Genomic DNA, 23,979 nt, shown 5'->3' on the forward strand with positions numbered 1-23,979 from the left:
GTGCGGGGCCGGCCGGCCCCGCACCGGCCCTAGGGCTCCTGCTGCCCCGCGGTCGTGACCGGCCGGTCCGGCACCGCCCACGGCAGCTCGATGAGGACGGTCTTGCCCCCCTCGCGGGTGCGCCGCACCCTGAGCCTGCCGCCGCTCTCGGCGGTCAGCCAGCGGATGATGACCATGCCGCGGCCGTTGTCCTGCTGCACGGCCGCGGGGAGTCTCCTCGGGAGACGGGGATGGCTGTCGGTGACGCCGATGCGCAGGTGTTCGTCACGGTCGAGCGCGAGGTCCACCGTGAAGGTGGGTGACTGCCCCAAGGTGTGCTGTACGGCGTTGGTGGCGAGTTCGGAGACGATGAGCCGGATGGTGTCGGCCGCGTCGGTGTCCGATGGAAGGCCCCACTCCGCGAGGGTGCCCACGGCATAGGTGCGGGCCGCGGCGACCGAGGCGGGATCGCTCGGCAGAGTGACGGATGCTTCCAGATGGTCTGCCATGGCGACGTCGTCCCTTTCCCACCGGACCGGAGTCCGACACGGAGCGGATGGTTCGAGTACGGTCCCGGACTGGTGCTTCATCGCCAGACTGCCATCAGCGCGCCGGTCAACGGGTGGGATCCACCAAGATATGCATATATCTGTCGCTCGAAGCGGTGAACTCTGCGACGGCAGACCGTATTCGGGTGGCACGTAAGGAGTAATGGCGAGTAAGGAGTGGCCCATGCAGAACGGTCCCGCAGTGCGCCGCCGGAAACTGGGCGACGAACTGCGCACGCTGCGCACCGGTGCGGGCCTCACCAGTGGGGAGGCCGCCCGTCTGGTGGGCTGGCACCAGTCGAAGGTGAGCCGGATCGAGACGGGCGCCAGCGGGGTGAAATCGGCCGATGTGCGGTTACTCCTGGACGCGTACGGGGTGACGGACCGCCAACTGCGTGAGTTGCTGATGGTGCTGGCGGGCTCCGACGAAGGCGGCGGCCGGCACCACTGGTGGCACGCGTACAGGGGGGTGCTGCCGCCCACCTACCGTGACTTCATCAGCCTGGAGTCGCAGGCGAGCGGGATGCGCACCCTGGAGACATCGGTGGTCCCGGGGCTGCTTCAGACGCCGGAGTACGCCCGTGCCGTCACCCGGGCGGCCGTGGGCGGGGGCGTCGACGACACCGAGGAGCGGCTGGACGCGCTGGTGGAGGTGCGGCTGGCCAGGCAGGACGTGCTGCGGTCGGATCCGCCGCTGGAGCTCAGCGCCGTCCTGGACGAGGGGGTGCTGCGGCGGGAGGTCGGCGGGCCGGACGTGATGGCTCGGCAGCTTCAGCGGCTCACCGAGGCGGCGCGTCTGCCGCAAGTGCGCCTCCAGGTGTTGCCGTTCTCCGCCGGGGCGCATATCGGTATCACCGGCCCTTTCGTTATCTTCTCATTTCCGAGCACTTCTGATCTGGATGTGGTTGTTCTCGACCACTTGACGAGTAGCCTCTACCTCGAACGGAAAGAAGACCTCCGGGCCTACTCAGAGGCCTTCAACTCCCTTCAGATCCGCGCCCTTTCAGCCGAGGACTCGTTGGATTACATCGCCGGGATAAGTGACGGCGCGTAAGGAGGCACCATGACTGCACTGCCTCGGAACGTACCTTCCAGCACCGATCTGCACGACGTGCTGTGGCTGCGCAGCAGCCACAGCACCGGAGCGAACAACTGTGTGGAGACGGCGAGGCCGCACTCCGGTCCCTGGACCGGACTGCTCGCCGTACGCGACTCCAAGGACCCGGCCGGACCCGCGCTGCTCTTCTCCCCCGGGAGCTGGGCGGGGTTCCTCGCCAAGCTCCGATGACCTTCTGATCGGTTCCGATCAGATTCCGTCCAGGCGGCGCACGGCCGTGTCACGCCGACTCATGGTCGCGTCTCGCCTATCACTCGTACAGCGCGTTCGATCTCGGCCCCGGAGAGGTCCGCTCGGGCGGTCAGCCTGAGCCGTGAGATGCCGTCGGGCACGGAAGGAGGACGGAAGCAGCCCACGGCCAGGCCCGCTGCCCGGCAGTCGGCCGCCCAGCGCACGGCCCCCTCCGGGGACGGGGCACGCACGGAGACCACCGCGGCGTCCGGACGCACCGCCTCCAGCCCCGCGGCCGTCAGGCGTGCGTGCAGTTCGGCAGCCACCTCACGCGCCCTCGCCGCCCGTTCCGGCTCGCGACGCAGCAGCCTGAGGGCGGCCAGGGCCGCGCCCGCCGCGGCGGGGGCGAGGCCCGTGTCGAAAATGAACGTTCGTGCCGCGTTGACCAGGTGGTCGATCACCCGGGCCGGACCGAGGACGGCACCGCCCTGGCTGCCCAGCGACTTGGACAGGGTGACCGTGACGACCACGTCCTCCGCGCCGGCGAGCCCGGCCGCGTACGGGGCTCCCCGGCCGCCGTCGCCCAGGACGCCCAGGCCATGGGCATCGTCGACGACCAGCCCTGCGCCGTGTGCCCGGCACGCCTCGGCGAGCGCGGCCAGCGGCGCCGCGTCCCCGTCGACGGAGAACACCGTGTCGGAGACGGCGACCGCGGCCCCCTCGTGCGTGTCCAGGGCCTTGCGGACCGCCTCCGGGTCGGCGTGCCCGACGACCTGCGTCGTGCCGCGGGCCAGCCGGCATCCGTCGATGAGGGACGCGTGGTTGCCCGCGTCGGAGACGATCAGGGAGCCGTGCGGCCCGAGCGTGGTGACGGCCGCGAGGTTGGCGGCGTAGCCGGAGGAGAACACCAGGGCCGCCTCGAAGCCGCAGAACCCGGCCAGCTCGCGCTCGAGCTCGGTGTGCAGTTCCGTGGTGCCGGTCACCAGCCGGGAACCGGTGGAGCCGCCGCCCCAGGTCCGGGTCGCCGTCACGGCCCCCTCGGTCACCTCGGGATGGCGGGCCAGGCCCAGGTAGTCGTTGCTCGCGAGGTCGAGGAGCGGTGAGTCGGCGACCCGGGGCCTGAGGGTCCGTACCAGTCCGGCGCGGCGGCGCAGCTCCGCCTGGTCGTCGATCCAGCCGAACGCCATGGCTCCTCCGGGGATTTTGTAGGCAGTGGACAGACACTAGCCGGACGCCCAGCCGCCCAGGGTGTGGCAATACCCACACGAGCAACCAGTCTCCGTTGTGCAAACTCTCCTTGGCCCGGAGCGGTCACGTAAGACAGGATCGGACCTCATGGACCTGCTGAACACGCTGGTGGACAAGGGGCTTCGGCGCGAGCTGCCGACCCGCGAGGAAGCACTCGCCGTACTGGCCACCTCCGACGACGACGTACTCGATGTGGTGGCCGCGGCCGGCAAGGTGCGCCGGCACTGGTTCGGCCGGCGCGTGAAACTTAACTACCTGGTCAACCTCAAGTCCGGCTTGTGCCCCGAGGACTGCTCCTACTGCTCCCAGCGGCTCGGCTCCAAGGCCGACATCCTCAAGTACACCTGGCTCAAGCCCGACGACGCCTCCAGGGCGGCGGCCGCGGGCCTGGCCGGGGGTGCCAAGCGGGTCTGTCTGGTGGCCAGCGGGCGCGGTCCGACGGACCGGGACGTGGACCGGGTCTCCGAGACGATCAGGACGATCAAGGAGCAGAACGAGGAGGTCGAGGTGTGCGCCTGTCTCGGCCTGCTCTCCGACGGCCAGGCCGAGCGGCTGCGCGAGGCCGGCGCGGACGCGTACAACCACAACCTCAACACCTCCGAGGGGACGTACGCGGACATCACGACCACGCACACGTACGCCGACCGGGTGGACACGGTGCAGAAGGCGCACGCGGCCGGGCTGTCCGCCTGTTCGGGTCTCATCGCAGGCATGGGCGAGAGCGACGAGGACCTGGTCGACGTCGTCTTCTCGCTGCGCGAGCTGGACCCGGACTCCGTGCCGGTGAACTTCCTGATCCCGATGGAGGGCACGCCGCTCGCCAAGGAGTGGCACCTCTCCCCGCAGCGCTGTCTGCGCATCCTGGCGATGGTCCGGTTCGTCTGCCCCGACGTCGAGGTGCGCATCGCCGGCGGCCGTGAGGTGCATCTGCGCACCATGCAGCCGCTGGCCCTGAACCTGGCCAACTCCATCTTCCTGGGCGACTACCTGACCAGTGAGGGCCAGGCGGGCAAGGCCGACCTGGAGATGATCGCGGACGCCGGGTTCGAGGTGGAGGGCGCCGGCGAGGTGACGCTGCCGGAGCACCGCGCGGCGGCCGGGGGCGGCTGTGGGTCGCACGCGGAGGCGGGTTGCGGGTCGCACGCCGATGCCGGGTGCGGGTCGCACGCGGACGCGGGGTGCGGCTCCCATGAGGGCGGCGGCGTCTGCGGTACCGCCGCGACCGCCACGGTGGCGGGCGAGCCCCGCACCGACCTCGTCGCCGTCCGCCGCCGGGGTGCCGGAACGGACCTCGCGCCCAATGCCTGACCTGTCCGGTCCGAGCGTGCCGGAGCTGCTGGAACTGGACCGGCGGCACGTGTGGCATCCGTACGGCCCGATGCCAGGCCGTGTCGATCCGCTCGTCGTGGAGTCGGCGAGCGGGGTCCGGCTCCGGCTCGCCGACGGCTCGGGTGAACTGGTCGACGGCATGTCGTCGTGGTGGTCGGCGATCCACGGCTACAACCATCCGGTCCTCAACGAGGCGGCGCGCTCGCAGCTGCGGCGGATGAGCCACGTGATGTTCGGCGGGCTCACCCACGAGCCCGCCGTACGCCTCGCGAAGCTCCTTGTCGACATGTCGCCAGAGGGACTCGAGCATGTCTTCCTGGCCGACTCCGGTTCGGTGTCGGTCGAGGTCGCGGTCAAGATGTGCCTCCAGTACTGGCGTTCGCTCGGCCGTCCGGAGAAGCGGCGGCTGCTGACCTGGCGGGGCGGCTACCACGGCGACACCTGGCAGCCGATGTCCGTGTGCGATCCCGAGGGCGGGATGCACGAGCTGTGGAGCGGGGTGCTCCCGCGCCAGGTGTTCGCGGACGCGCCGCCGGTGGAGTACGAGGACGCCTACGCCGGTCATCTGCACGATCTGATCGAGCGGCACGCCGGTGAGCTGGCCGCCGTGATCGTGGAGCCGGTGGTGCAGGGCGCGGGCGGGATGCGGTTCCACTCCCCCGCGTATCTGCGCACGTTGCGCGAGGCGTGCGACGCGCACGACGTGCTGCTGGTGTTCGACGAGATCGCGACCGGCTTCGGGCGCACCGGCGCGCTGTTCGCGGCGGACCACGCGGCCGTGACCCCGGACGTGATGTGCGTGGGCAAGGCCCTGACCGGCGGCTACATGACGATGGCGGCGACGTTGTGCACCGCGCGCGTGGCCGACGGCATCTCGCGGGGCGAGGTGCCGGTGCTGGCCCACGGGCCGACGTTCATGGGCAATCCGCTGGCGGCGGCCGTCGCCTGTGCCTCCATCGGACTGCTGCTCGGGCAGGACTGGCCCGCGGAGGTCAAGCGCGTCGAGGCGGGTCTGCGCGACGGGCTCGCTCCGGCCGCGCGACTGCCGGGAGTGCGGGACGTACGGGTCCTGGGCGCGATCGGGGTCGTACAGCTGGACCACGAAGTCGACATGGCGACGGCCACCCGGGCCGCCGTGCGCGAGGGCGTCTGGCTGCGGCCCTTCCGCGACCTGATCTACACGATGCCGCCGTACGTCACCGGCGACGCGGACGTGGCGCGGATCGCGCGTGCCGTGTGCGCGGCGGCGCGGGAGGGATGAGATGCCGGTACTGGTGATCACGGGGACGGGCACGGAGGTCGGCAAGACCGTCACGACCGCCGCCGTGGCGGCGGCCGTCGTGGCGGCGGGGCGGTCGGTAGCCGTGCTGAAGGCCGCGCAGACGGGTGTACGGCCCGACGAGCGCGGGGACGCCGACGAGGTCGCGCGGCTCGCGGGAGCAGTGACGACGGCCGAACTGGCCCGGTATCCGGAGCCGTTGGCTCCTGGCACGGCGGCGCGGCGGGCGGGTATGGCGCCGGTGCATCCGCACGAGGTGGCCGAGGCCGCCGCCAAGCTGGCCACGGAGCACGATCTGGTGCTGGTCGAGGGGGCGGGCGGGCTGCTCGTCCGGTTCGACGCGGCGGGCGGCACGCTCGCGGACGCGGCCCGGCTGCTGAACGCGCCGGTGCTGGTCGTCGCCTCGGCCGGGCTGGGCACGCTGAACACGACCGAGCTGACGGCACGCGAACTGCGCTCCCGGGAGATCGAGTTGCTGGGCGTGGTGATCGGCAGCTGGCCCGGCTCCCCGGACCTGGCCTGCCGTTGCAACCTCGCCGATCTCCCGGAGGCGGCCGGAGTCCCGCTGCTGGGCGCGCTGCCCGCCGGGGCCGGGGCGCTGCCGCCCGAGGAGTTCTGTGCGATGGCGCCGGGTTGGCTGGCGCCGCGGCTGGCCGGGACGTGGGACGCGGAGGCGTTCCGCGTGCGCAACGCTCCCTGAGCGGGTCAGGAGCCGGTGACACAGGCTGTCAGCGGCTGCCGGGGATGTCGTCGTCCCCGAGCAGCCGTACCAGCTCGATCCGCGACCTGATGTCCAGCCGGGCGAAGACCCCGCGCAGATGGTGGTCGATCGTGCGGGGGCTGAGGGCGAGGCGGTCGGCGATCTCGCGGTTGGTGGCGCCCTCGGCGGCCATGCGGGCGATCATCAGCTGCTGGGCCGTCAGCCGGGCGGTCGGGTCGGTCTGTGCGGTGGGCTGCGGGGTCAACGGGGTGCCGAGGGCGCGGAGTTCCGCGCGGGCCCGGGCCGCGCAGTGCGGGGCGCCGAAGGACTCGAACGCCTCGAGGGCGCTGTGCAGCCGGTCGCGGGCCTCGCTCCGGCGGCGCAGTCGGCGCAGCGCGCCGCCGAACAGCAGCTCAGTGCGGGCACGTTCGTAGTCCCGGGTGCCTCGGGCATGCAGGTCGAGGGCGGTGCGGTAGTGGTCGACGGCCTCGGCACCGGGGGCGAGCAGGGCCCGGCAGCGGGCGCTGAGGGCCAGCTCGTCGGGGCTGCGGACGGCGCTCGCCCAGCGGTGGTAGTCGGCGTGGGCGGCGCGCGCGACACGGGTGTCGCCGGTGCGGACGGCGGCCTCGACGTAGTGGGGAGTGGCCAGGTGCCGGATGGCGCGGTGGCCGTGACCGGGGCCGAACGCGGCGAGGGCGCGCAGCCGGGCCGCCGCGGCGGAGAACCGGCCGCCCGTCAGGTCGAGGAAGGCGAGCGCCCACTGGGCGAGGGCGGCGGGCAGGCCCAGGCCGCGCGCCAGGGCGTGGGAGCGGGCGGCCCGGGCGTGCTCGTGACAGGCCTCCTCGTCGCCGGTGACCGCCGCGAACATGGCCAGGGCGGCCCGCAGATGGCAGGCGCCGTTGTCCTGCCCGGTGGCGTACGCCAGCTCCAGCGCCTCCCTGGCGGCGGCCTCGGCGGCGCGAGAGCGGCCGGTCCAGAAGTCGGCATAGGCACGGAACTCCATGGCCTGCGCCACGGTCGCGAGCGTGCCCCGGGCCCGGGCCGCGGTGGCCGCCCGGAGGGTGGCGGTGGCGGCTCGGTTGTCGTCGCCGAGCATCAGGGCGGTGATGCCGGCATGGATCAGCAGGGTGGGGTCGCCGCCGGGCCCGCACCGTCCGGCGGTCCGCTTGAGCAGGTCACGGGCGTCCTCGTAGCGGCCCTCCACCGCCGCGGCCAGCCCGCCGAGCGCGCCGGGCGGCGGCACGCCCAGCCAGTGGGCGACCAGGAACGCCTCCCGGCACCGCCGCAGGTCCCCGGTGTAGACGGCGGCCTCGGTGACAAGGGCCAGCAACTCCACGCCCTCACCCGCCCGACCCGCGCCACGGGCCTGAAGCGGTTCCCCCGCGCGTGCGCTCACGTACCCGACCACACTGCCCGCAACGCCCCGCCCAGCCACCGCGCCCGTGCCTCCCTCCCGCACCGGGTCTGCCCCAACGCCGCCCCCGACCGGACCCCCTGAACCACCGTCCACGGCCAAGGCCTCCGCAGCACCGCCGCCGCCCGCAGCTCCCGCATGCCCCTCCCACGCCGGAACCGCAACACCGCCATGCCCGTCGGCCGCCCCCGCACCGCCCTCCCCGGCCGGCACCCCCGCGCCGCCCTCCCGCCCCAGGTCCCCTCCAGCGCCGTCCCCGACCGGGCTTCTCGAACCGCCGTACCGGCCCGGAACCCCCGCTCGCCCGGACCGGATCGTCGCCGTCAGCAGTGCGTCGAAGGCCTCTGCCGCGTTGCCCGCGCGCAGGGCGAGGGCTCCGTTCAGGACGGGGTCGTCGGTGCGGGCGGCCAGGGTGCGGGCCCGGTCCGCGTCGCCGGTGCGCCAGGCGTCGGCGGCGGCGTCGGCCAGCAGCCGGGTCCGGGTGCCCGGGTCGGTGCAGAGGGCGGCGGCGCGTTCGGCGAGCGCACCGGCCAGGGCCGTGTCGCCGGCGGCCCGGGCCCGGTCGGCGGACGTGCGGAGTTCCGCGGCGAGGCGCGGGCTGGGGCCGAGGGCGCCCGCGGCCCGGTGCCAGGAGCGGCGGGGCGCCTCGCCCTTGCCGCTCAGCATCCGGGCGAGCAGCCGGTGCGCCTCGCGCCGGTCCGCCGGGGACGCGGCGTCGTACGCGGCGATCCTCGTCCAGGCATCGCGGAACTCCACCCCGTCGACGGTGACATGGGCGACGCCCGCGACGTCGGCGGCCTCCAGCGGCCGGGTGTCGAGGCGGGCCGCGGCGACGGCTCGCAGGAAGGCGTGGGAGGCGACCGGATGCTGGTCGGCCGCGGCGAGGAGCAGCAGCAGCCGGGTGTCGTCGGGCAAGGAGCGGATCTCCTGGCGGTGGGCGCGCAGCAGCCGGGGCGCGACGGCGGCGGGCCCCGTGGGCAGCGGGTCGAGGGCCGCGGCCTGTCGTTCGGTCAGGCGCGGGAGGAGTTCGGCGACGGCACGCGGGTCGTCGTACGCGACGTGCCGCAGCCGCGCGCGGACGCCCGCGGAGGGGGCGGGCCCCGCGTCGGGGAGCGGCGGTGGCGAAGTGCGGTCCAGAGGTGGGGGGTTCACCGGCGTCACCACACCATCGACGTTACTGGCGGGTCAGTTGACTCGTAAAGACTGGCGACTTCACCGATGCGGCGCGCGTAGACCCTTCCTGACACTCCTGGCGACCCCACCGTTTCAGGAGGCTTCATGCAACGCCACAAGCGTCGTATCGCCACGGTAGTTTCGGCGGTGACCGCATCGTTCCTTCTGTCCCTCCCCCTCACCGCGGCTCCGGCGCACGCGGCGAGTCACAACCCGGTCGTGTTCGTGCACGGACTCAGCGGTTCGGCGAGCAGCTGGAACGACTGGGTCGCGGATTTCGAGGCCGACGGCTACTCCTCCTCGGAGCTCTTCGCGTGGTCGTACGACTGGACTCAGTCGAACGCCACCACCGCCCAGCAGCTGGCCACCGAGGTGAAGTCCGTGCTGGCGACGACCGGCGCCTCGAAGGTCGACCTCGTCGTCCACTCCATGGGCGCGCTGAGCGGCCGCTCCTACCTCAAGAACCTCGGCGGGACGTCGTACGTCGACGACTTCGTGTCGGTCGCCGGGGTGAACCACGGCACCTCCATCGCCTCCCTGTGCGGGTGGCTGTACGCGTCCTGCAAGGAGATGCAGACGGGCAGTTCCTTCCTGACCGCGCTCAACTCCGGTGACGAGACGCCCGGCAGCGTGTCGTACGCCAGTTACTGGTCGGACTGCGACGAGGCGATCGACCCGGACTCCTCGGCGCTGCTCAGCGGTGCGACCAACGTCGACGTCGGCTGCATCTCGCACACCGACATGAACGACGACCACGGCGTGTACGAGCAGGTGCGCGACTTCATCTCGTAGAGCCGTGTCCTGGAACGAGCCGTGTCCTGGAACCGTGCGAGGACACGGGGGTGCGACGGGCCCGTACGGGGGACAATCCCCGTAGGCCCGTCCTCTCCGGGAGGTCGTCATGCGGCTGCGCTCCATCGGCTCCGGCAAGGTGGCACGGGATCCCGTCCACCACCCGCTCTTCGCCCGCTACTACGTCCGCGTCAGCACGGCTGCCGAGTCCAGGCTGGGCCTGGCCGGGGTGCGGGAGCGGATGCTCGCCGGGTTGTCCGGGCGGGTGATCGAGATCGGCGCGGGAAACGGTCTGAACTTCGCGCACTATCCGGGCGCGGTCTCGGAGGTCGTCGCGATCGAACCCGAACGCCTGCTCAGACAGCTGGCGGCGCGGGCCGCCCGGCGCGCGGAGGTGCCGGTGGACGTGGTGCCGGGCGCGGCGGAGGCGCTGCCGGTGAAGAGCGAGGCCTTCGACGCGGTCGTGCTCTCGCTGGTGCTGTGCAGCGTCCGGGACGTGCCGCGTGCGCTGGGCGAGGTGCGGCGGGTGCTGCGGCCCGGCGGGGAGGTCCGGTTCTTCGAGCACGGCCGGGGCGGCGGCCGGGCGATGACTCTCACCCAGCGGGCCCTGGACGGGACGGTGTGGCCGGCGCTGAACGGCGGCTGTCATCTGTCCCGCGAGCCGGTCACGGCGCTGCGGGCGGCCGGGTTCGAGCTGGGCCCGTACCGCGAGGTGCTGGTGCCGGAGAAGGGGCCGAGGCTGCCCACTTCGTTCTGCGTGCTGGGCACCGCCTGGCGGCCCGGGGAGCGGTGATCGCCCGGCTGACGGGCTCGGGCCCCTGGGGCGGGCCGGCAGGCTCTCCTCCCCCGGGTGGAGAGTGCCCCTTACACCGGTACCGGGAGTGCGACCTGAGACGGAGGCTCGCTCTGCCCCATGGGGGATACCGGGTGTGCGCCCCGTCACACTACGCTCGGCCGGGACGAAGAGTCACGACGTCCAGGCGAGCGAGGAGGCGGCCTTGTCCACACCTGCTGCGGAGCACGCGCCCGGCCGGGCGCCCGGCGACGGGACCGCGGCCCGCGCCCGGGGGCTGACCAAGGCGTACGGTTCTGGCGAGACCGGCGTGCTCGCCCTGGATTCGGTGGACGTGGACATCGAGCGTGGCCGGTTCACCGCGGTCATGGGGCCCTCGGGCTCCGGGAAGTCCACCCTGATGCACTGCCTGGCGGGGCTCGACACGGTGTCGGCCGGTCAGGTGTGGCTCGGCGACACCGAGATCACCGGGCTGAAGGAGCGCGAGCTGACCCGGCTGCGGCGGGACCGGATCGGCTTCATGTTCCAGTCCTTCAACCTCATCCCGACGCTGAACGCGGCCGAGAACATCACCCTGCCCATGGACATCGCGGGCAAGAAGCCCGACGAGAAGTGGCTGGACCAGGTCATCGACACGCTGGGGCTGCGGGACCGGCTCAAACACCGGCCCACGCAGCTGTCCGGCGGGCAGCAGCAGCGCGTGGCCTGCGCCCGGGCGCTGGCCTCCCGGCCGGAGCTGATCTTCGCCGACGAGCCGACCGGCAACCTCGACTCGCGGGCCGGACTGGAGGTCCTCGGGTTCCTGCGCGACGCGGTCGACGACCTGGGGCAGACCGTGGTCATGGTGACCCACGACCCGGGCGCCGCCGCCCACTCCGACCTGGTGCTCTTCCTCGGCGACGGACGGATCGTGGACGAGATGGAACGGCCCACGGCGGAAGCGGTGCTCGAACGGATGCGGCTCTTTTCCGGAAGGAACCCCCAGACCCCCGGCTTCGACGTCACGCGCGGCGCGTCCGACCGCGACGGCGCCGCCGAGGAGGACTGAACCGGTGCTCAAGGCGACCCTCCGCAGCTTCCTCGCCCACAAGGGGCGGCTGTTGCTGTCCGCGCTGGCCGTCGTCCTGTCCGTGGCGTTCGTCGCGGGCAGCCTCATCTTCTCCGACACGGTCACCCGCACCTTCGACCGGCTCTTCGCCTCCACCTCGGCGGACGTGACGGTGGAGCCGAAGACGGACCTCAAGTCGTCCGTGCCGACCGGCTCGGTCCAGACCGTGCCCGCCTCGCTCGCGGCCCGGGTCGCGAAGGTCGACGGGGTCGCCGCGACCCACGCGGACGTGTCCGTGCAGAACATCGTGGTGGTCGACAGCCGGAACAAGTCCGTGGGTCCGACCACCGGCGCCCCGACCATCGCCACCGACTGGTACCTCACCCACCGCAGCCCGGTGAAGCTGACCTCCGGTCACGCCCCGCACGGCGCGGGCGAGGCGCTGCTCGACGCGGACACCGCCGACAAGAAGGACGTGCGCATCGGCGACACGCTGACGGTGCAGGCGGCGCCCGGCACCTTCCGGGTGAAAGTCGTCGGCATCGCCACCTTCACCACCACCAACCCGGGCGCGGCCCTGGTCTTCCTCGACCCCGCGGTCGCCGCCAAGGAGCTGCTCGGCTCGCCCGGCCGGGCCACCAGCATCTCCGTGGACGCGGCGAAGGGCGTGAGCGACACCGAGCTGAAGAGCCGTGTCGGCCAGCTGACCGGCACCGGTCCCTACGACCTGAAGACCTCCGACGAACAGGCCAAGTCGGCCGCCGCCGACCTCGGCGGATTCCTCGATGTGATCAAGTACGTGATGCTCGGCTTCGCCGGGATCGCCGTCCTGGTCGGGATCTTCCTGATCGTCAACACCTTCTCCATGCTGATCGCCCAGCGCACCCGGGAACTGGGCCTGCTGCGGGCGCTGGGCGCCGACCGGCGGCAGGTGCGGCGGTCGGTGCTGACCGAGGCGGTGCTGCTCGGTCTGGTCGGCTCGACGCTGGGCCTCGCGGCCGGCATCGGGCTGGCGTTCGGGCTGATCAAATTGATGAGCGCGTTCGGCATGAACCTCAAGGCGACGGAGATGGTCATCGGCTGGCCGACGCCGGTCTCGGCGTACGTCGTCGGCGTCGGCGTCACCTTCGTCGCGGCGTACCTGCCCGCCCGGCGCGCGGCGGGGGTCTCGCCGATGGCGGCGCTGGCGGACGCCGAGGTCGCCGGGGTGGGACGGCCGCTGAAGACGCGCGCGATCGTCGGTGGCGTCGTCGGAGCGGCCGGTGCGGCCGCGCTGATGGGCTGCGCGGCGGCGACGAAGACCGCCTCGGCGGCCTCCCTGCTGGGCCTCGGCGTCGTCCTGACCCTCGTCGCCACTGTCATCGCCGGTCCGCTGCTGGTCCGGCCGGTGATCCGCGTCCTGGGCGGCGCGTTCCCCGCGCTGTTCGGGTCGGTCGGCCGGATGAGCCAGCGCAACGCCCTGCGCAACCCCCGCCGCACCGGCGCCACCGCCGCCGCGCTCATGGTGGGTCTGGCCCTGGTCGGCGGTATGTCGGTGGCCAGCGCCTCCATGTCCCGGTCGTTCGACCAGCAGATCGACAAGACGCTCGGCGCCGACTTCACCGTCCAGAACGCCAACTTCCAGCCCTTCACCAAGGAGATCACCGACAGGGTGCGCGCCACCGAGGGCGTGCGTCTCGTCGTACGCCAGCGTTTCGTGCCGGTGGCGGTACGACTGCCGGACGGCAAGCGGGTCGAGACGACCGCCTCCGGGTACGACCCGCAGGTGGACGACGTCGCCCACGTCACCTACAAGAGCGGCGACAGCGCGGCGGCGCTGGCCGGCGGGCACCTCGGCATGGACGTGAACTTCGCCGAGGACCACCACGTCCGCCTGGGCGGCACGGTCCCTGTGGAGTTCCCGGGCGGCCGGACCACCGACATGACCGTGGGCGCACTCACCGATCAGGGCGGCTCCGGATTCGGCATGCAGGGCGGGCTGTTCTTCGGCATCGCCACGGCGGAGAAGTACGTACCCGGCGGCCAGGACGCGGCACTGTACGTCGACAAGACCCCCGGCACGGGCGCGGACCAGCTGCGCTCGCGGCTGGAGAAGACGCTCGAGGCGTATCCGCAGGTGCAGGTCCGTGACCAGGCCGACTACAAGAAGCTGGTCCACGACCAGATCGCGGTGCTGCTCTATCTCGTGTACGCGCTGCTCGGGCTGGCGATCGTCATCGCGGTGCTCGGCGTGGTCAACACCCTGGCCCTGTCGGTCGTGGAGCGCACCAGGGAGATCGGCCTGCTGCGCGCCATCGGGCTGGCCCGGCGGCAGCTGCGCCGCATGATCCGGCTGGAGTCGGTGGTGATCGCGGTGTTCGGCGCGGTGCTGGGCCTCGCCCTGGGCCTGGTGTGGGGCGTGTGCACCCAGCAGGTGCTGGCCCTCCAGGGCATGACCGCGCTGGCGATTCCATGGGGCACGATCGTCGCGGTCGTGATCGGCTCTGCGGTGGTGGGCGTGGTGGCCGCCCTGCTGCCCGCGTTGCGTGCATCCCGCATGAATGTGCTGGCGGCCATCGCACACGAGTGATGGAATCGCGGCGAAGGCTCAAGTCGTCCGCTGCCGAGGAGAGTTCATGCCGCGTCCGTTCCGCTTCGGGGTCAGCCTGCTCGCTTCCGCGTCCGCCGAGGAGTGGCGGGCCAAGTGCCGCCGGGACGAGGATCTGGGGTACGACGTGATCCTCGTCCCGGATCACCTCGGCATGGTCGCGCCGTTCCCGGCCCTCGTCGCGGCCGCCGGGGTGACGCGGCGGCCGCGGCTGGGCACCTTCGTGCTCAACGCCGGTTTCTGGAATCCTGCGCTGCTGGCCCGCGAGGTGGCCACCACGGACGCGCTGACGGGCGGCCGTCTCGAACTCGGGCTCGGCACCGGCTATGTGCAGGCGGAGCACGACACGGCCGGGCTGCCCTACGGTTCGCCGCGCGAGCGCGTGGACCATCTCGTCCGCACGGTGGCCGAGGTGGAGCGGCTGCTCGGCTCGGCGGACCACCAGCCACGTCCCCGGCAGCCGCGGGTGCCCCTGCTGATCGGGGCCAACGGTGACCGGATGCTGCGGCTGACCGCCGAGCAGGCCGACATCGCGGCGTTCACGGGCCTCAGGCCGGTCGCGGGCAGTACGGCTGGGAAGCTCTCGCCGCTCACCGCCGAGGAACTCGACGAGCGCGTGGCCCGCTACCGGAAGTTCGCGGCGGGTCGCGCGGAGCCCGCCGAAGTGAACCTGCTCGTCCAGATGGTGGCCGTCACCGACGACCCCGAGGCCGTGCTCAGACCACTGCTCGACCGCCAGCCCCAGCTGACCGTGGAGCAGGCGCTGGCCCTGCCGATGGTGCTGGTCGGCACCCTGGAGGAGATCGTGACGCGGGTGCGGGCACAGCGTGAGCGGTACGGGTTCTCCTACCTGACCGTGCTGGAGCCGTACCTGGAGGCCTTCGCGCCGGTGATCGAGGAGTTGCACGGCGAGTAGCGGCCGTCCGCATGCTGGAAATCGACGGGGCCACGTAGCCGTCGGTGATGTGATGATCGCATGACTGACCTGCACATACGGCCCGCCGGACGCGACGACCTCGACGCCGTGCTCGCCTTCTGGAAGACGGCCGCCGAGGGCACCAGCATCAGCGACGACGGGGACGGCGTCGAACGGCTGGTGACCCGTGACCCCGAGGCGCTGATCCTCGCCGAGAAGGACGGGGAACTCGTCGGCACGGTGATCGCCGGCTTCGACGGCTGGCGCTGTCATCTGTACCGGCTGGCGGTGCATCCTCAGCGGCGGCGGATGGGCATCGGCTCGGCGCTGCTGGCCGCCGCGGAGGAGCGGTTCGTCCGGCTCGGCGGGCGGCGCGGGGACGCGATGGTGCTGGTGCACAACGAGATCGCGCACCACGCCTGGCGGGCCGCCGGATACGCGCCCGAGGAGGTATGGCGGCGCTGGGTGAAGCCGCTCGCCGCCGACTGAGCGCACCCCCACATTTCTTTGCCCATCCTTTACCATTGGAGGATCACTCGGCCCCGCATGAAAGGTTGTGAGTCCGCGCCCATGGGCGAGCCTCCTCGTCGGCGACATCGAGCGCCGCTTCCTGCCCTGTACAACCATGGGAAGGAGGTGACCCGATGACCGAAGTACTCCTCCTGCTGGTGGCGGTCCTGCTCTCGCTCGCCTGCGGCGCCTTCGTCGCGGCCGAGTTCTCGCTGACCACGGTCGAGCGGGGCGAGCTGGAGCGGGCCGCCCAGCGCGGCGAGCGCGGTGCCGTCGGCGCCCTCAAAGCCGTACGGAGCCTGACATTCCAGCTCTCCGGGGCGCAACTCGGCATCACGGTCACCAACCTGGTGGTCGGCATGCTGTCCGAGCCGTCCATCGCCAAGCTGCTCGCCGGTCCGCTGCAAGCGCTGGGCATCTCGCAGTCCGCGGCGAGCTCGGTCGCGCTGGTGCTCGGCACGGCCCTGTCCACGGTGTTCCTGATGGTCGTCGGCGAGCTGGTGCCCAAGAACTGGGCCATCTCCTCACCGCTGGCCATGGCGAAACGGCTCGGCAATCCGCAGCGCTGGTTCAGCGCCGCCTTCCGCCCCTTCATCACGCACCTGAACAACACGGCGAACCGCGTCGTGCGCCGCCTCGGCGTGGAGCCCGCCGAGGAGCTGGCCTCCGCGCGCGGACCGCAGGAGCTGGCGGCGCTGGCCCGGCACTCCGCCAAGGAGGGCGCCCTGGAGGCGGACACCGCCGAGCTGTTCGTCCGCACCCTCAACCTCGCCGACCTCACCGCGGAGAACGTGATGACCCCCCGCGTCCAGGTCGTCGCCCTCGACGTCCAGGCGACCTGCCAGGACGTGGCGAACGCGACCAGGGCGACCGGACTGTCCCGGTTTCCGGTCTACCGCGACAGCCTCGACTCCGTCGTCGGCAGCGCCCACATCAAGGACGTCCTGGCCGTCCCCGCCGAGCGGCGGACCCACCGCTCCGTCGCACAGGTGATGCGCGAACCCCTGCTGGTCCCCGAGTCGCTCACCGTCGACCGGCTGCTGGACCGGCTCTCCGGCAAGAACACCATGGCCGTCGTCATCGACGAGTACGGCGGTACCGCGGGAGTCGTCACCCTGGAGGACATCGTCGAAGAGGTCGTCGGCGAGGTACGGGACGAGCACGACCCGCACGAGACGCCCGGCCTGGCGCCGGCCGGGGCCGACGAGCAGGGGCGCGCCCTGTTCTCGGCGGACGGCGCCACCCGCACCGACCAGCTCGCCCGGGTGGGCCTGCGGGTACCGGACGGGCCCTACGAGACGCTGGCCGGGCTCGTGGCGAGGACGCTGGGGCGGATACCTGAGAACGGGGACCACGTCGAGGTCGCCGGGTGGCGGCTCGACGTGGTGGACGACTCGGGGCACCGGGCCGCCAGGGTGCTGCTGCACGCGCCGCTCGACGACGAACACCGGGAGGCCGTGCGATGACCGCCGTCCAGTTGCTGATCGGACTGGCGACGCTGGTCGTCAACGCCTTCTTCGTGGGCGCCGAGTTCGCGCTGATCTCCGTGCGGCGCAGCCAGATCGAGCCGCACGCGGAAGCGGGCGACCGGCGCGCGAAGAGCGTGCTGTGGGGTCTGGAGCACGTGTCCGCGCTGCTGGCAACGGCTCAGCTGGGCATCACGCTGTGCACGCTGGTCCTCGGCGTGGTCGCGGAACCGGCCATCGCGCACCTGCTGGAACCGGTGTTCCACGCGCTGGGCGTGTCCAAGAACGCGGGCCATGCCGTCTCCTTCGTGATCGCGCTGGCCCTGGCCACGTATCTGCACATGCTGCTCGGCGAGATGGTGCCGAAGAACATCTCGCTCGCCGAACCCGTGCGCAGCGCGCTGCTGCTCGGCCCGCCCCTGGTCGCGCTGTCCCGGACCCTGCGGCCGGTGATCTTCACGGTGAACGCCTTCGCGAACACGCTGCTGAAGCTGCTCAGGGTCGAGACCAGGAACGAGGTCTCGGCGACCTTCTCCGACGCCGAACTCGCGGAGATAGTCAAGGACGCCGGCGAGGCCGGCCTGATCGACGACCGCGCCCAGGAGCGGCTGCACGACGCGCTGGAGCTGGGCAGCCGCCCGGTGCGGGACGTCGTGGTCCCGCTGGAACGGGTGGTGTACGCGCGCGTGGGCGTCACGCCCGAGCAGCTGGAACGCCTGTCGGCCGAGTCCGGCTTCTCGCGCTTCCCCGTCGTGGACGAGGGGCGCCGGATCGTCGGCTACCTGCACGTGAAGGACGCGCTGGACGCCTCACCGCGGGACGTGCCGTTCCGCCTACGGGACATGCGGCCCATCGCCCGGGTACGCGAGAGCACACCGCTCGACGACGTCCTCACCGCGATGCGGGGCAGCCGTACGCATCTCGCGGCGGTGCTCGGGACGGACGGGCGGCTGGCCGGGCTGGTGACGATGGAGGACGTGCTGCGGCAGCTGTTCGGACAGCCTGCGTGACGATGCCGCCCGGCCGGACGGGACGGCCGCCTCGTCGCACCGGGGCGACCGACGGGGGCGGGTGGGGACCGACGGGGACCGGCTGACACGGGCAGGGCCCGGCTGACACGGGCAGGGCCCGGCGGGGACCGGCTGACACGGGCAAGGCCCGGCGGGGCCCGGCTGACACGGGCGGGGCCCGGCACCCCCGGGCAGGGGCCGGGGGGGGCGGCCCACCGACGGCAAGTCGCCCGGGGTGTCGGCCGGATGGGAGCAACCCCCGGCACGAGCCGTCGGCCGGGCCGGCAGCGGTCCCGGCACGGACCCGGGCCGGCAATCGGCCGAAGCCGACACCCCGACGGTGACCACGGACCGGCGGTGACCGCGGGCCGGTCGGTCAAGGGCAACCGGCCCGCGCGGTGACCGAGGGCCGGTCGGTCGAGGGCGACCGACCGGCGGGTATGGGACCGGGATACCATCGCTGTCGCCATGCAGACGAATTCCATACCCCATCCCGTACACACCAGCCTCGTCGCCGTCGGCGACTCCTTCACCGAAGGCATGTCGGACCTGCTGCCCGACGGTTCCTACCGGGGCTGGGCCGACCTCCTCGCCGCACGGATGGCCGCCCGCACCCCCGGGTTCCGGTACGCCAACCTCGCGGTGCGCGGCAAGTTGATCGGGCAGATTGTCGACGAGCAGGTACCCGTGGCGGCCGCGATGGGGGCCGACGTGATCACTCTGGTCGGCGGTCTCAACGACACGCTGCGACCCAAGTGCGACATGGGGCGGGTACGGGATCTGCTCACGAAGGCCGTCGAGCGGCTGGCGCCCTCGTGCAAGCAACTCGTGCTGATGCGCAGCCCCGGCCGGCAGGGCCCGGTCCTCGAGCGGTTCCGGCCGCGCATGGAGGAGCTGTTCGCCTGTGTCGACGAGCTCGCCGCACGGCACGGCGCCCTGGTGGTCGACCTCTACGCGGCGCCCTCGCTGGCCGACCCCCGGATGTGGGACGTGGACCGGCTGCACCTGACGGCGGAGGGGCACCGCCGGGTCGCCGAGGCGGTCTGGCAGACGCTCGGCCACGAAGCCGAGGACCCGGAGTGGCGGACCCCGCTGGCGGCGACCGTGCCGCCTGGCTGGGTCACCCGGCGGGTCACGGACGTGCGGTTCGCCCGGCAGTACCTGCTGCCCTGGATAGGGCGGCGCCTGACCGGCCGCTCCTCCGGCGACGGCCGCCCCGCGAAGCGCCCCGAGCTGCTGCCGTACGAGGGCCCGGCGGCGTAACGTCCGTTCCATGGCCACCCGGGTGATCAGCGTCAGGGGCCGGATCCACGAGTTCGGCCCCCGGCTGGAACACGCCCCGCGGACGTCGTCTACGTCGGGCGCCGCTGGACCATGGGCGGCTGGGACCTGCCCCGGCACCCGCTGTACAACCCGTTCGCCTACGACACCCCGAAGAAGAAACGGGACGGCACCCGGGCCGAGGTGATGGCGATGTACCGGGCGTATGTGCTGGAGCGGCCCGAGCTGCTCGACCAGGTGGCCGGGCTGCGCGGGCGGACGCTGGCCTGCTGGTGCGCGCCCGAGCCGTGCCACGCGGATGTGCTGGCGGAGCTGGCCGAGACCGGCGAGGCCGCCGACGTGACCCGGGTCTCGTAGCTTCCGCCGAACGGGGCCGTGGCGCTGGCCTGCACGAATCGCCAGTAGAATCCGTACACGTGACTTCTGCGCCCGCCAAGCCCCGCATCCCGAACGTCCTCGCCGGACGCTACGCCTCCGCCGAGCTCGCCACGCTCTGGTCGCCCGAGCAGAAGGTGAAGCTGGAGCGGCAGCTCTGGCTCGCCGTGCTGCGGGCCCAGAAGGACCTCGGGATCGAGGTTCCCGACGCGGCGCTCGCCGACTACGAGCGTGTCCTCGACACCGTCGACCTCGTCTCGATCGCCGAGCGTGAGAAGGTCACGCGGCACGACGTGAAGGCGCGGATCGAGGAGTTCAACGACCTCGCCGGGCACGAGCACGTGCACAAGGGCATGACCTCCCGCGACCTGACGGAGAACGTCGAGCAGCTCCAGATCCGGCTCTCGCTGGAGCTGGTGCGCGACCGCACGGTGGCCGTCCTGGCCCGGCTGGCGAAGCTGGCCGCCGAGTACGGCGAGCTGGTCATGGCCGGCCGCTCCCACAACGTGGCCGCGCAGGCCACCACCCTCGGCAAGCGTTTCGCGACCGCCGCCGACGAGCTGCTCGTGGCGTACGGCCGGGTCGAGGAGCTGCTGGCCCGCTATCCGCTGCGCGGCATCAAGGGCCCGGTGGGCACCGCGCAGGACATGCTGGACCTGCTGGGCGGTGACGCGGGCAAGCTCGCCGATCTGGAGCGGCGGATCGCCGGTCACCTCGGCTTCTCGCAGGCGTTCACCTCGGTCGGCCAGGTCTACCCGCGCTCGCTGGACTACGAGGTCGTGACCGCGCTGGTACAGCTGGCCGCCGCGCCTTCCTCGCTGGCCAAGACCATCCGGCTGATGGCTGGCCACGAGCTGGTGACCGAGGGCTTCAAGCCCGGCCAGGTCGGTTCCTCCGCCATGCCGCACAAGATGAACACCCGCTCCTGCGAGCGCGTCAACGGCCTGATGGTCATCCTCCGCGGCTACGCCTCGATGACCGGCGAGCTGGCGGGCGACCAGTGGAACGAGGGCGACGTCTCCTGCTCGGTGGTGCGCCGGGTCGCGCTGCCGGACGCCTTCTTCGCCCTGGACGGCCTACTGGAGACCTTCCTCACCGTCCTCGACGAGTTCGGTGCCTTCCCGGCGGTGATCGCCCGTGAGCTGGACCGCTACCTGCCGTTCCTCGCCACTACCAAGGTGCTGATGGCCGCGGTGCGGGCCGGGGTCGGCCGCGAGGTCGCCCACGAGGCCATCAAGGAGAACGCGGTCGCCACAGCGCTGGCGATGCGCGAGCAGGGCGCCGAGCGCAACGACCTGCTGGACAAGCTCGCCGCCGACGAGCGCCTCCCGCTCGACCGGGCGCGGCTGGAGCAGCTCATGGCCGACAAGCTGTCCTTCACCGGCGCGGCGGCCGACCAGGTCGGCGTCGTCGTCGGCCGGATCGAGAAGATCGTCAAGCGGCACCCGGAGGCCGCGGGTTACGCCCCGGGGGCGATCCTCTGACCCGTTTCACCCCGGCGGAACTGGAGGCCGCCCGTGACCGTCTGGTGCCGGACGTGGTCGCGGACGGCCTGCACGTCCTGTTCTGCGGCATCAATCCGGGGCTGATGACGGCCGCGACGGGCCACCACTTCGCCCGGCCCGGCAACCGCTTCTGGCCGGTGCTGCATCTGTCCGGGTTCACACCCAGGCTGCTGAAGCCGTCGGAGCAGCGGGAGTTGCTGTCGTACGGGCTCGGGATCACGAACGTCGTGGCGCGGGCGACGGCGCGGGCCGACGAGCTGACCGCGCGGGAGTACGCCCAGGGCGGCCGGCTGCTGTCGGCGAAGGTGACGCGGCTGCGGCCGAGGTGGCTGGCCGTGGTGGGGGTGACCGCCTACCGGGCGGCGTTCGGCGACCGCACGGCCCGGGTGGGGCCGCAGGAGCGGACGATCGGGGACACACGTGTGTGGGTGCTGCCCAACCCGAGCGGTCTGAACGCCCATTGGACGGCGGCGACGATGGCGGAGGAGTTCGCGCGGTTGCGCGTGGCAGCGGAGGGCTGACGGGTCACGGCGGGTCGATCTCCGTGACCACGGCGAGCAGCTGGACGTCGTCGGTCTCGTCCCGGTCGGCGACGAAGACCGCGACCCAACGGCCCGTCCCCTCCGCTTCCCAGAGGTAGGCCACTCGGGCGCGAGCACTCACCGAGGCCCAGGGCTCGGGTATCTCCTCCTGCCCGGTCCGCAGCAAAGTGGTCTGTGTGTTCCAGGGAGCGGTCTCTCCCCAGCGGGACGCGAACTGCTCGTAGAGAGCGTCGCGGTACTTCTCGTACTGCTCCACCATCGCCGCCCGCGTCCCGCAGTCGCCGTGGCTGCTCTCTAACACCACCGCGTGATAGCCGGGTCCCCCCTCTCCTACGCCCGACGTGTCGTGCTCCGCCGCGAACGGGCGGAAGCACAACTCGTCGATGAGGGCGGTGTGCCGTGCGATGTTCATGGGTCCAGTAAACCCGGCCCCACTGACAATTGGTGCGGAGTCAGGCGTCCCGGCGCCCCACGCTCCACGCCCCCGCCAGCAACGCCCCCACCGTCCACAGCGCCGTCACCGCGAGCCCCGTCCACGGTCCGAGGCTGCCGTCCCAGTCGCTGTGCAGGACCACCTGCCCCGCCCGGTCGGGCAGGAAGTCGGCGACATTGCCGGAGACATCGTCGCCGACCACGAAGGACACGATCAGGAGGAACGGAATCAGGGTGCTCAGCGTCGCCACGCCGCTGCGCAGCACGGCCGCGACTCCGGCCGCGAACAGTGCCATCAGGGTGAGGTAGACGCCGCAGCCGACCGCGCCGCGCACTCCCTCGCTCCAGGTCGGCCCGGCCGCCGTGCCCGCTCCGAGCGCGGCCTTGCCCACCGCGAAAGTCACCGCCCCGGTGACCAGACCGACCACGAGGGCGGGCAGCGCGATCGCCGCGGCCTTCGCCGCGAACCAGCGCCGCCGGTCGGGCACCGAGGCCAGCGTCAGGCGCAGCGCGCCGCCCCGGAACTCGGCGGCCACGGCCGTCGTGCCGAACGCTATCGCCGCGATCTGCCCGAAGCTCACCCCGAAGTAGACCGAGAACAGCGGGTCGGTGTCGTCCGCGTCGGCCGCCGAGAACGCGGAGAAGGCGGCGGTGGCGAGCACGACCGCGCACAGGCTGCCGATCAGGGAGCGCAGCGTACGGATCTTGAGCCACTCGGCGTGCAAGGCGGGTGCGAAGGACATGGTCAGGCCTCCCGGCGGGCTGCGGCGAACTCGGCTTCGGTGGATGTCAGATCGAGGTAGGCCTGCTCCAAGGTGGCCTCTTCCTGCGTGAGTTCCAGGACGGGCAGGCCCGCCTCGGACACCAGACGACCGATGTCCTCCACGCGCGCGTACCGCACGGTCCACGCACCGTCGTCGCCGTGGGAGGCGTCGTACCCGTGCCGGTCCAGCAGGCCGCCGAGGGCCGTGCCGTCGGTCGTGCGCAGTCGTACGCGGGGCCGCACGCGCGCGTGGATGAAGTCCCGTACCGGGGTGTCGGCCAGCAGGCGGCCCCGTCCGAGGACGACGAGATGGTCCGCGAAGGAGGCGGTCTCGTTCATGAGATGGCTGGAGACCAGGACCGTGCGCCCTTCGGCCGCCAGGCGGCGCAGCAGCTCGCGGATCCAGACGATGCCTTCGGGGTCGAGGCCGTTGGACGGCTCGTCGAGCAGTACCACCTCGGGGTCGCCGAGCAGCGCGGCCGCGATGCCGAGGCGCTGGCGCATGCCCAGGGAGTACGTCCGCACCCGGCGCCGGCCCGCCGTCCCGAGCCCCGTCTCCTCCAGCACCTCGTCGACCCGGCGCGGGGAGATGCGGTTGCTCGCCGCCAGGGCTCGCAGGTGGTCGCGGCCGGTTCGGGAGCCGTGCGCGGCCTGCGCGTCGAGGAGGGCGCCCACCTGGCGCAGGGGTTCGCGGAGGGTGGCGTAGGGCCGGCCGCCGATCGTGGCGGAGCCGGAGGTCGGGCGGTCGAGGCCGAGCACGAGCCGCATGGTGGTGGACTTTCCGGCGCCGTTGGGGCCGAGGAAGCCGGTGACGCGGCCGGGGAGGACATGGAAGGTCAGGTGGTCCACGGCTCGCCGGGTGCCGTACTCCTTGGTGAGGTCTTGGATGTCGATGCTGGTCATGGCAACAGCCTGGCCGCCGGCCAGGAGTTCGGTCCTCCCCCGCTGGTGGAGATCGTCTCCCCCGCGCGGGGGAGGTCCGCTGTCGGTGGCGGCTGGCA

General features: G+C 72.5%; 22 protein-coding genes and 1 pseudogene. 17 read left to right on the forward strand and 6 right to left on the reverse strand.

Translation table 11 applies throughout. From position 1 onward, the window contains the following. Positions 1-29: 29 nt before the first annotated feature. Positions 30-488 carry an ATP-binding protein gene (locus ACWGJM_RS28185; RefSeq protein WP_453414521.1) on the reverse strand — a complete coding sequence of 153 codons (459 nt, stop codon included), beginning with the start codon at positions 486-488 and terminating at the stop codon, positions 30-32. A gap of 223 nt (positions 489-711) precedes the next feature. Here ACWGJM_RS28185 and ACWGJM_RS28190 point away from each other — a divergent pair, with 223 nt between their 5' ends. Both ACWGJM_RS28190 and ACWGJM_RS28195 read left to right on the forward strand, forming a co-directional pair. After that, positions 712-1,581, forward strand: a complete 870-nt coding sequence (locus tag ACWGJM_RS28190) for a helix-turn-helix domain-containing protein (protein ID WP_453414522.1) — start codon at positions 712-714, stop codon at positions 1,579-1,581. A 9-nt stretch (positions 1,582-1,590) separates the two neighbouring features. Further along, positions 1,591-1,815 carry a DUF397 domain-containing protein gene (locus ACWGJM_RS28195; protein WP_453414523.1) on the forward strand — a complete coding sequence of 75 codons (225 nt, stop codon included), beginning with the start codon at positions 1,591-1,593 and terminating at the stop codon, positions 1,813-1,815. A 59-nt stretch (positions 1,816-1,874) separates the two neighbouring features. Here the strand turns inward: ACWGJM_RS28195 and ACWGJM_RS28200 are convergent, their stop codons facing one another. Then, positions 1,875-3,002 carry an 8-amino-7-oxononanoate synthase gene (locus ACWGJM_RS28200; protein ID WP_453414524.1) on the reverse strand — a complete coding sequence of 376 codons (1,128 nt, stop codon included), beginning with the start codon at positions 3,000-3,002 and terminating at the stop codon, positions 1,875-1,877. A 148-nt stretch (positions 3,003-3,150) separates the two neighbouring features. Here ACWGJM_RS28200 and bioB point away from each other — a divergent pair, with 148 nt between their 5' ends. From bioB to bioD, 3 genes are read left to right on the forward strand one after another with little or no spacing between them, the layout of a single operon-like run. Then, positions 3,151-4,371: a biotin synthase BioB gene (bioB, locus tag ACWGJM_RS28205; RefSeq protein WP_453414525.1), complete on the forward strand. Its 1,221-nt coding sequence runs from the start codon at positions 3,151-3,153 to the stop codon at positions 4,369-4,371. Beyond that, positions 4,364-5,653 (forward strand): adenosylmethionine--8-amino-7-oxononanoate transaminase, encoded by a 1,290-nt coding sequence (locus tag ACWGJM_RS28210; RefSeq protein ID WP_453414526.1) that lies wholly within the window; start codon positions 4,364-4,366, stop codon positions 5,651-5,653. Before bioB ends, ACWGJM_RS28210 begins: the two co-directional genes overlap by 8 nt. 1 nt (position 5,654) lies before the next feature. Beyond that, positions 5,655-6,371: a dethiobiotin synthase gene (gene bioD / locus ACWGJM_RS28215; protein ID WP_453414527.1), complete on the forward strand. Its 717-nt coding sequence runs from the start codon at positions 5,655-5,657 to the stop codon at positions 6,369-6,371. A gap of 28 nt (positions 6,372-6,399) precedes the next feature. Here the strand turns inward: bioD and ACWGJM_RS28220 are convergent, their stop codons facing one another. Continuing rightward, positions 6,400-8,946, reverse strand: coding sequence for a LuxR C-terminal-related transcriptional regulator (locus tag ACWGJM_RS28220; protein WP_453414639.1), 2,547 nt, complete (start codon positions 8,944-8,946; stop codon positions 6,400-6,402). Between the two features lie 117 nt (positions 8,947-9,063). On the opposite strand from ACWGJM_RS28220, the gene ACWGJM_RS28225 reads away from it, so the two are divergent. The 12 genes and pseudogenes from ACWGJM_RS28225 to mug all read left to right on the forward strand — a co-directional run bounded on the left by ACWGJM_RS28225 (position 9,064) and on the right by mug (position 21,762). Further along, positions 9,064-9,750 (forward strand): esterase/lipase family protein, encoded by a 687-nt coding sequence (locus tag ACWGJM_RS28225; RefSeq protein ID WP_453414528.1) that lies wholly within the window; start codon positions 9,064-9,066, stop codon positions 9,748-9,750. A gap of 109 nt (positions 9,751-9,859) precedes the next feature. Then, a complete protein-coding gene (locus tag ACWGJM_RS28230) occupies positions 9,860-10,543 on the forward strand; it encodes a class I SAM-dependent methyltransferase (RefSeq protein WP_453414529.1) in 684 nt (227 codons plus the stop codon). Between the two features lie 205 nt (positions 10,544-10,748). Continuing rightward, the gene (locus tag ACWGJM_RS28235) at positions 10,749-11,591 is read left to right on the forward strand and encodes an ABC transporter ATP-binding protein (RefSeq protein ID WP_453414530.1); all 843 of its coding nucleotides are present in this window, start codon (positions 10,749-10,751) and stop codon (positions 11,589-11,591) included. Positions 11,592-11,595: 4 nt separating this feature from the next. Beyond that, positions 11,596-14,160 carry an ABC transporter permease gene (locus ACWGJM_RS28240; protein WP_453414531.1) on the forward strand — a complete coding sequence of 855 codons (2,565 nt, stop codon included), beginning with the start codon at positions 11,596-11,598 and terminating at the stop codon, positions 14,158-14,160. A 46-nt stretch (positions 14,161-14,206) separates the two neighbouring features. After that, positions 14,207-15,094 (forward strand): LLM class F420-dependent oxidoreductase, encoded by an 888-nt coding sequence (locus ACWGJM_RS28245; protein WP_453414532.1) that lies wholly within the window; start codon positions 14,207-14,209, stop codon positions 15,092-15,094. Positions 15,095-15,154: 60 nt separating this feature from the next. Beyond that, entirely contained in the window at positions 15,155-15,583 is a 429-nt protein-coding gene (locus ACWGJM_RS28250; protein ID WP_453414533.1) for a GNAT family N-acetyltransferase, read from the forward strand. A 155-nt stretch (positions 15,584-15,738) separates the two neighbouring features. Further along, positions 15,739-17,070, forward strand: coding sequence for a hemolysin family protein (locus ACWGJM_RS28255; RefSeq protein ID WP_453414534.1), 1,332 nt, complete (start codon positions 15,739-15,741; stop codon positions 17,068-17,070). After that, on the forward strand, positions 17,067-18,080 hold the full coding sequence (locus ACWGJM_RS28260) for a hemolysin family protein (protein WP_453414535.1): 1,014 nt from the start codon (positions 17,067-17,069) through the stop codon (positions 18,078-18,080). Before ACWGJM_RS28255 ends, ACWGJM_RS28260 begins: the two co-directional genes overlap by 4 nt. Before the next feature lie 468 nt (positions 18,081-18,548). Further along, a complete protein-coding gene (locus tag ACWGJM_RS28265; RefSeq protein ID WP_453414536.1) occupies positions 18,549-19,343 on the forward strand; it encodes an SGNH/GDSL hydrolase family protein in 795 nt (264 codons plus the stop codon). 10 nt (positions 19,344-19,353) lie between these two features. Next, positions 19,354-19,718, forward strand: a pseudogene (locus ACWGJM_RS28270) (DUF4326 domain-containing protein). Between the two features lie 59 nt (positions 19,719-19,777). Then, the gene (purB, locus tag ACWGJM_RS28275) at positions 19,778-21,220 is read left to right on the forward strand and encodes an adenylosuccinate lyase (RefSeq protein ID WP_453414537.1); all 1,443 of its coding nucleotides are present in this window, start codon (positions 19,778-19,780) and stop codon (positions 21,218-21,220) included. Positions 21,221-21,264: 44 nt separating this feature from the next. Beyond that, positions 21,265-21,762 carry a G/U mismatch-specific DNA glycosylase gene (gene mug / locus ACWGJM_RS28280; protein WP_453414538.1) on the forward strand — a complete coding sequence of 166 codons (498 nt, stop codon included), beginning with the start codon at positions 21,265-21,267 and terminating at the stop codon, positions 21,760-21,762. Positions 21,763-21,766: 4 nt separating this feature from the next. Here the strand turns inward: mug and ACWGJM_RS28285 are convergent, their stop codons facing one another. From ACWGJM_RS28285 to ACWGJM_RS28295, 3 genes are read right to left on the reverse strand one after another with little or no spacing between them, the layout of a single operon-like run. Further along, complete coding sequence (locus ACWGJM_RS28285; RefSeq protein ID WP_453414539.1) at positions 21,767-22,195, reverse strand: hypothetical protein; 429 nt, start codon at positions 22,193-22,195, stop codon at positions 21,767-21,769. A gap of 40 nt (positions 22,196-22,235) precedes the next feature. Next, a complete protein-coding gene (locus ACWGJM_RS28290) occupies positions 22,236-22,958 on the reverse strand; it encodes an ABC transporter permease (RefSeq protein ID WP_453414540.1) in 723 nt (240 codons plus the stop codon). Positions 22,959-22,960: 2 nt separating this feature from the next. Then, complete coding sequence (locus ACWGJM_RS28295; protein ID WP_453414541.1) at positions 22,961-23,881, reverse strand: ATP-binding cassette domain-containing protein; 921 nt, start codon at positions 23,879-23,881, stop codon at positions 22,961-22,963. Between the last annotated feature and the right edge of the window lie 98 nt (positions 23,882-23,979).

This window comes from Streptomyces sp. NPDC054834, from assembly GCF_053611185.1.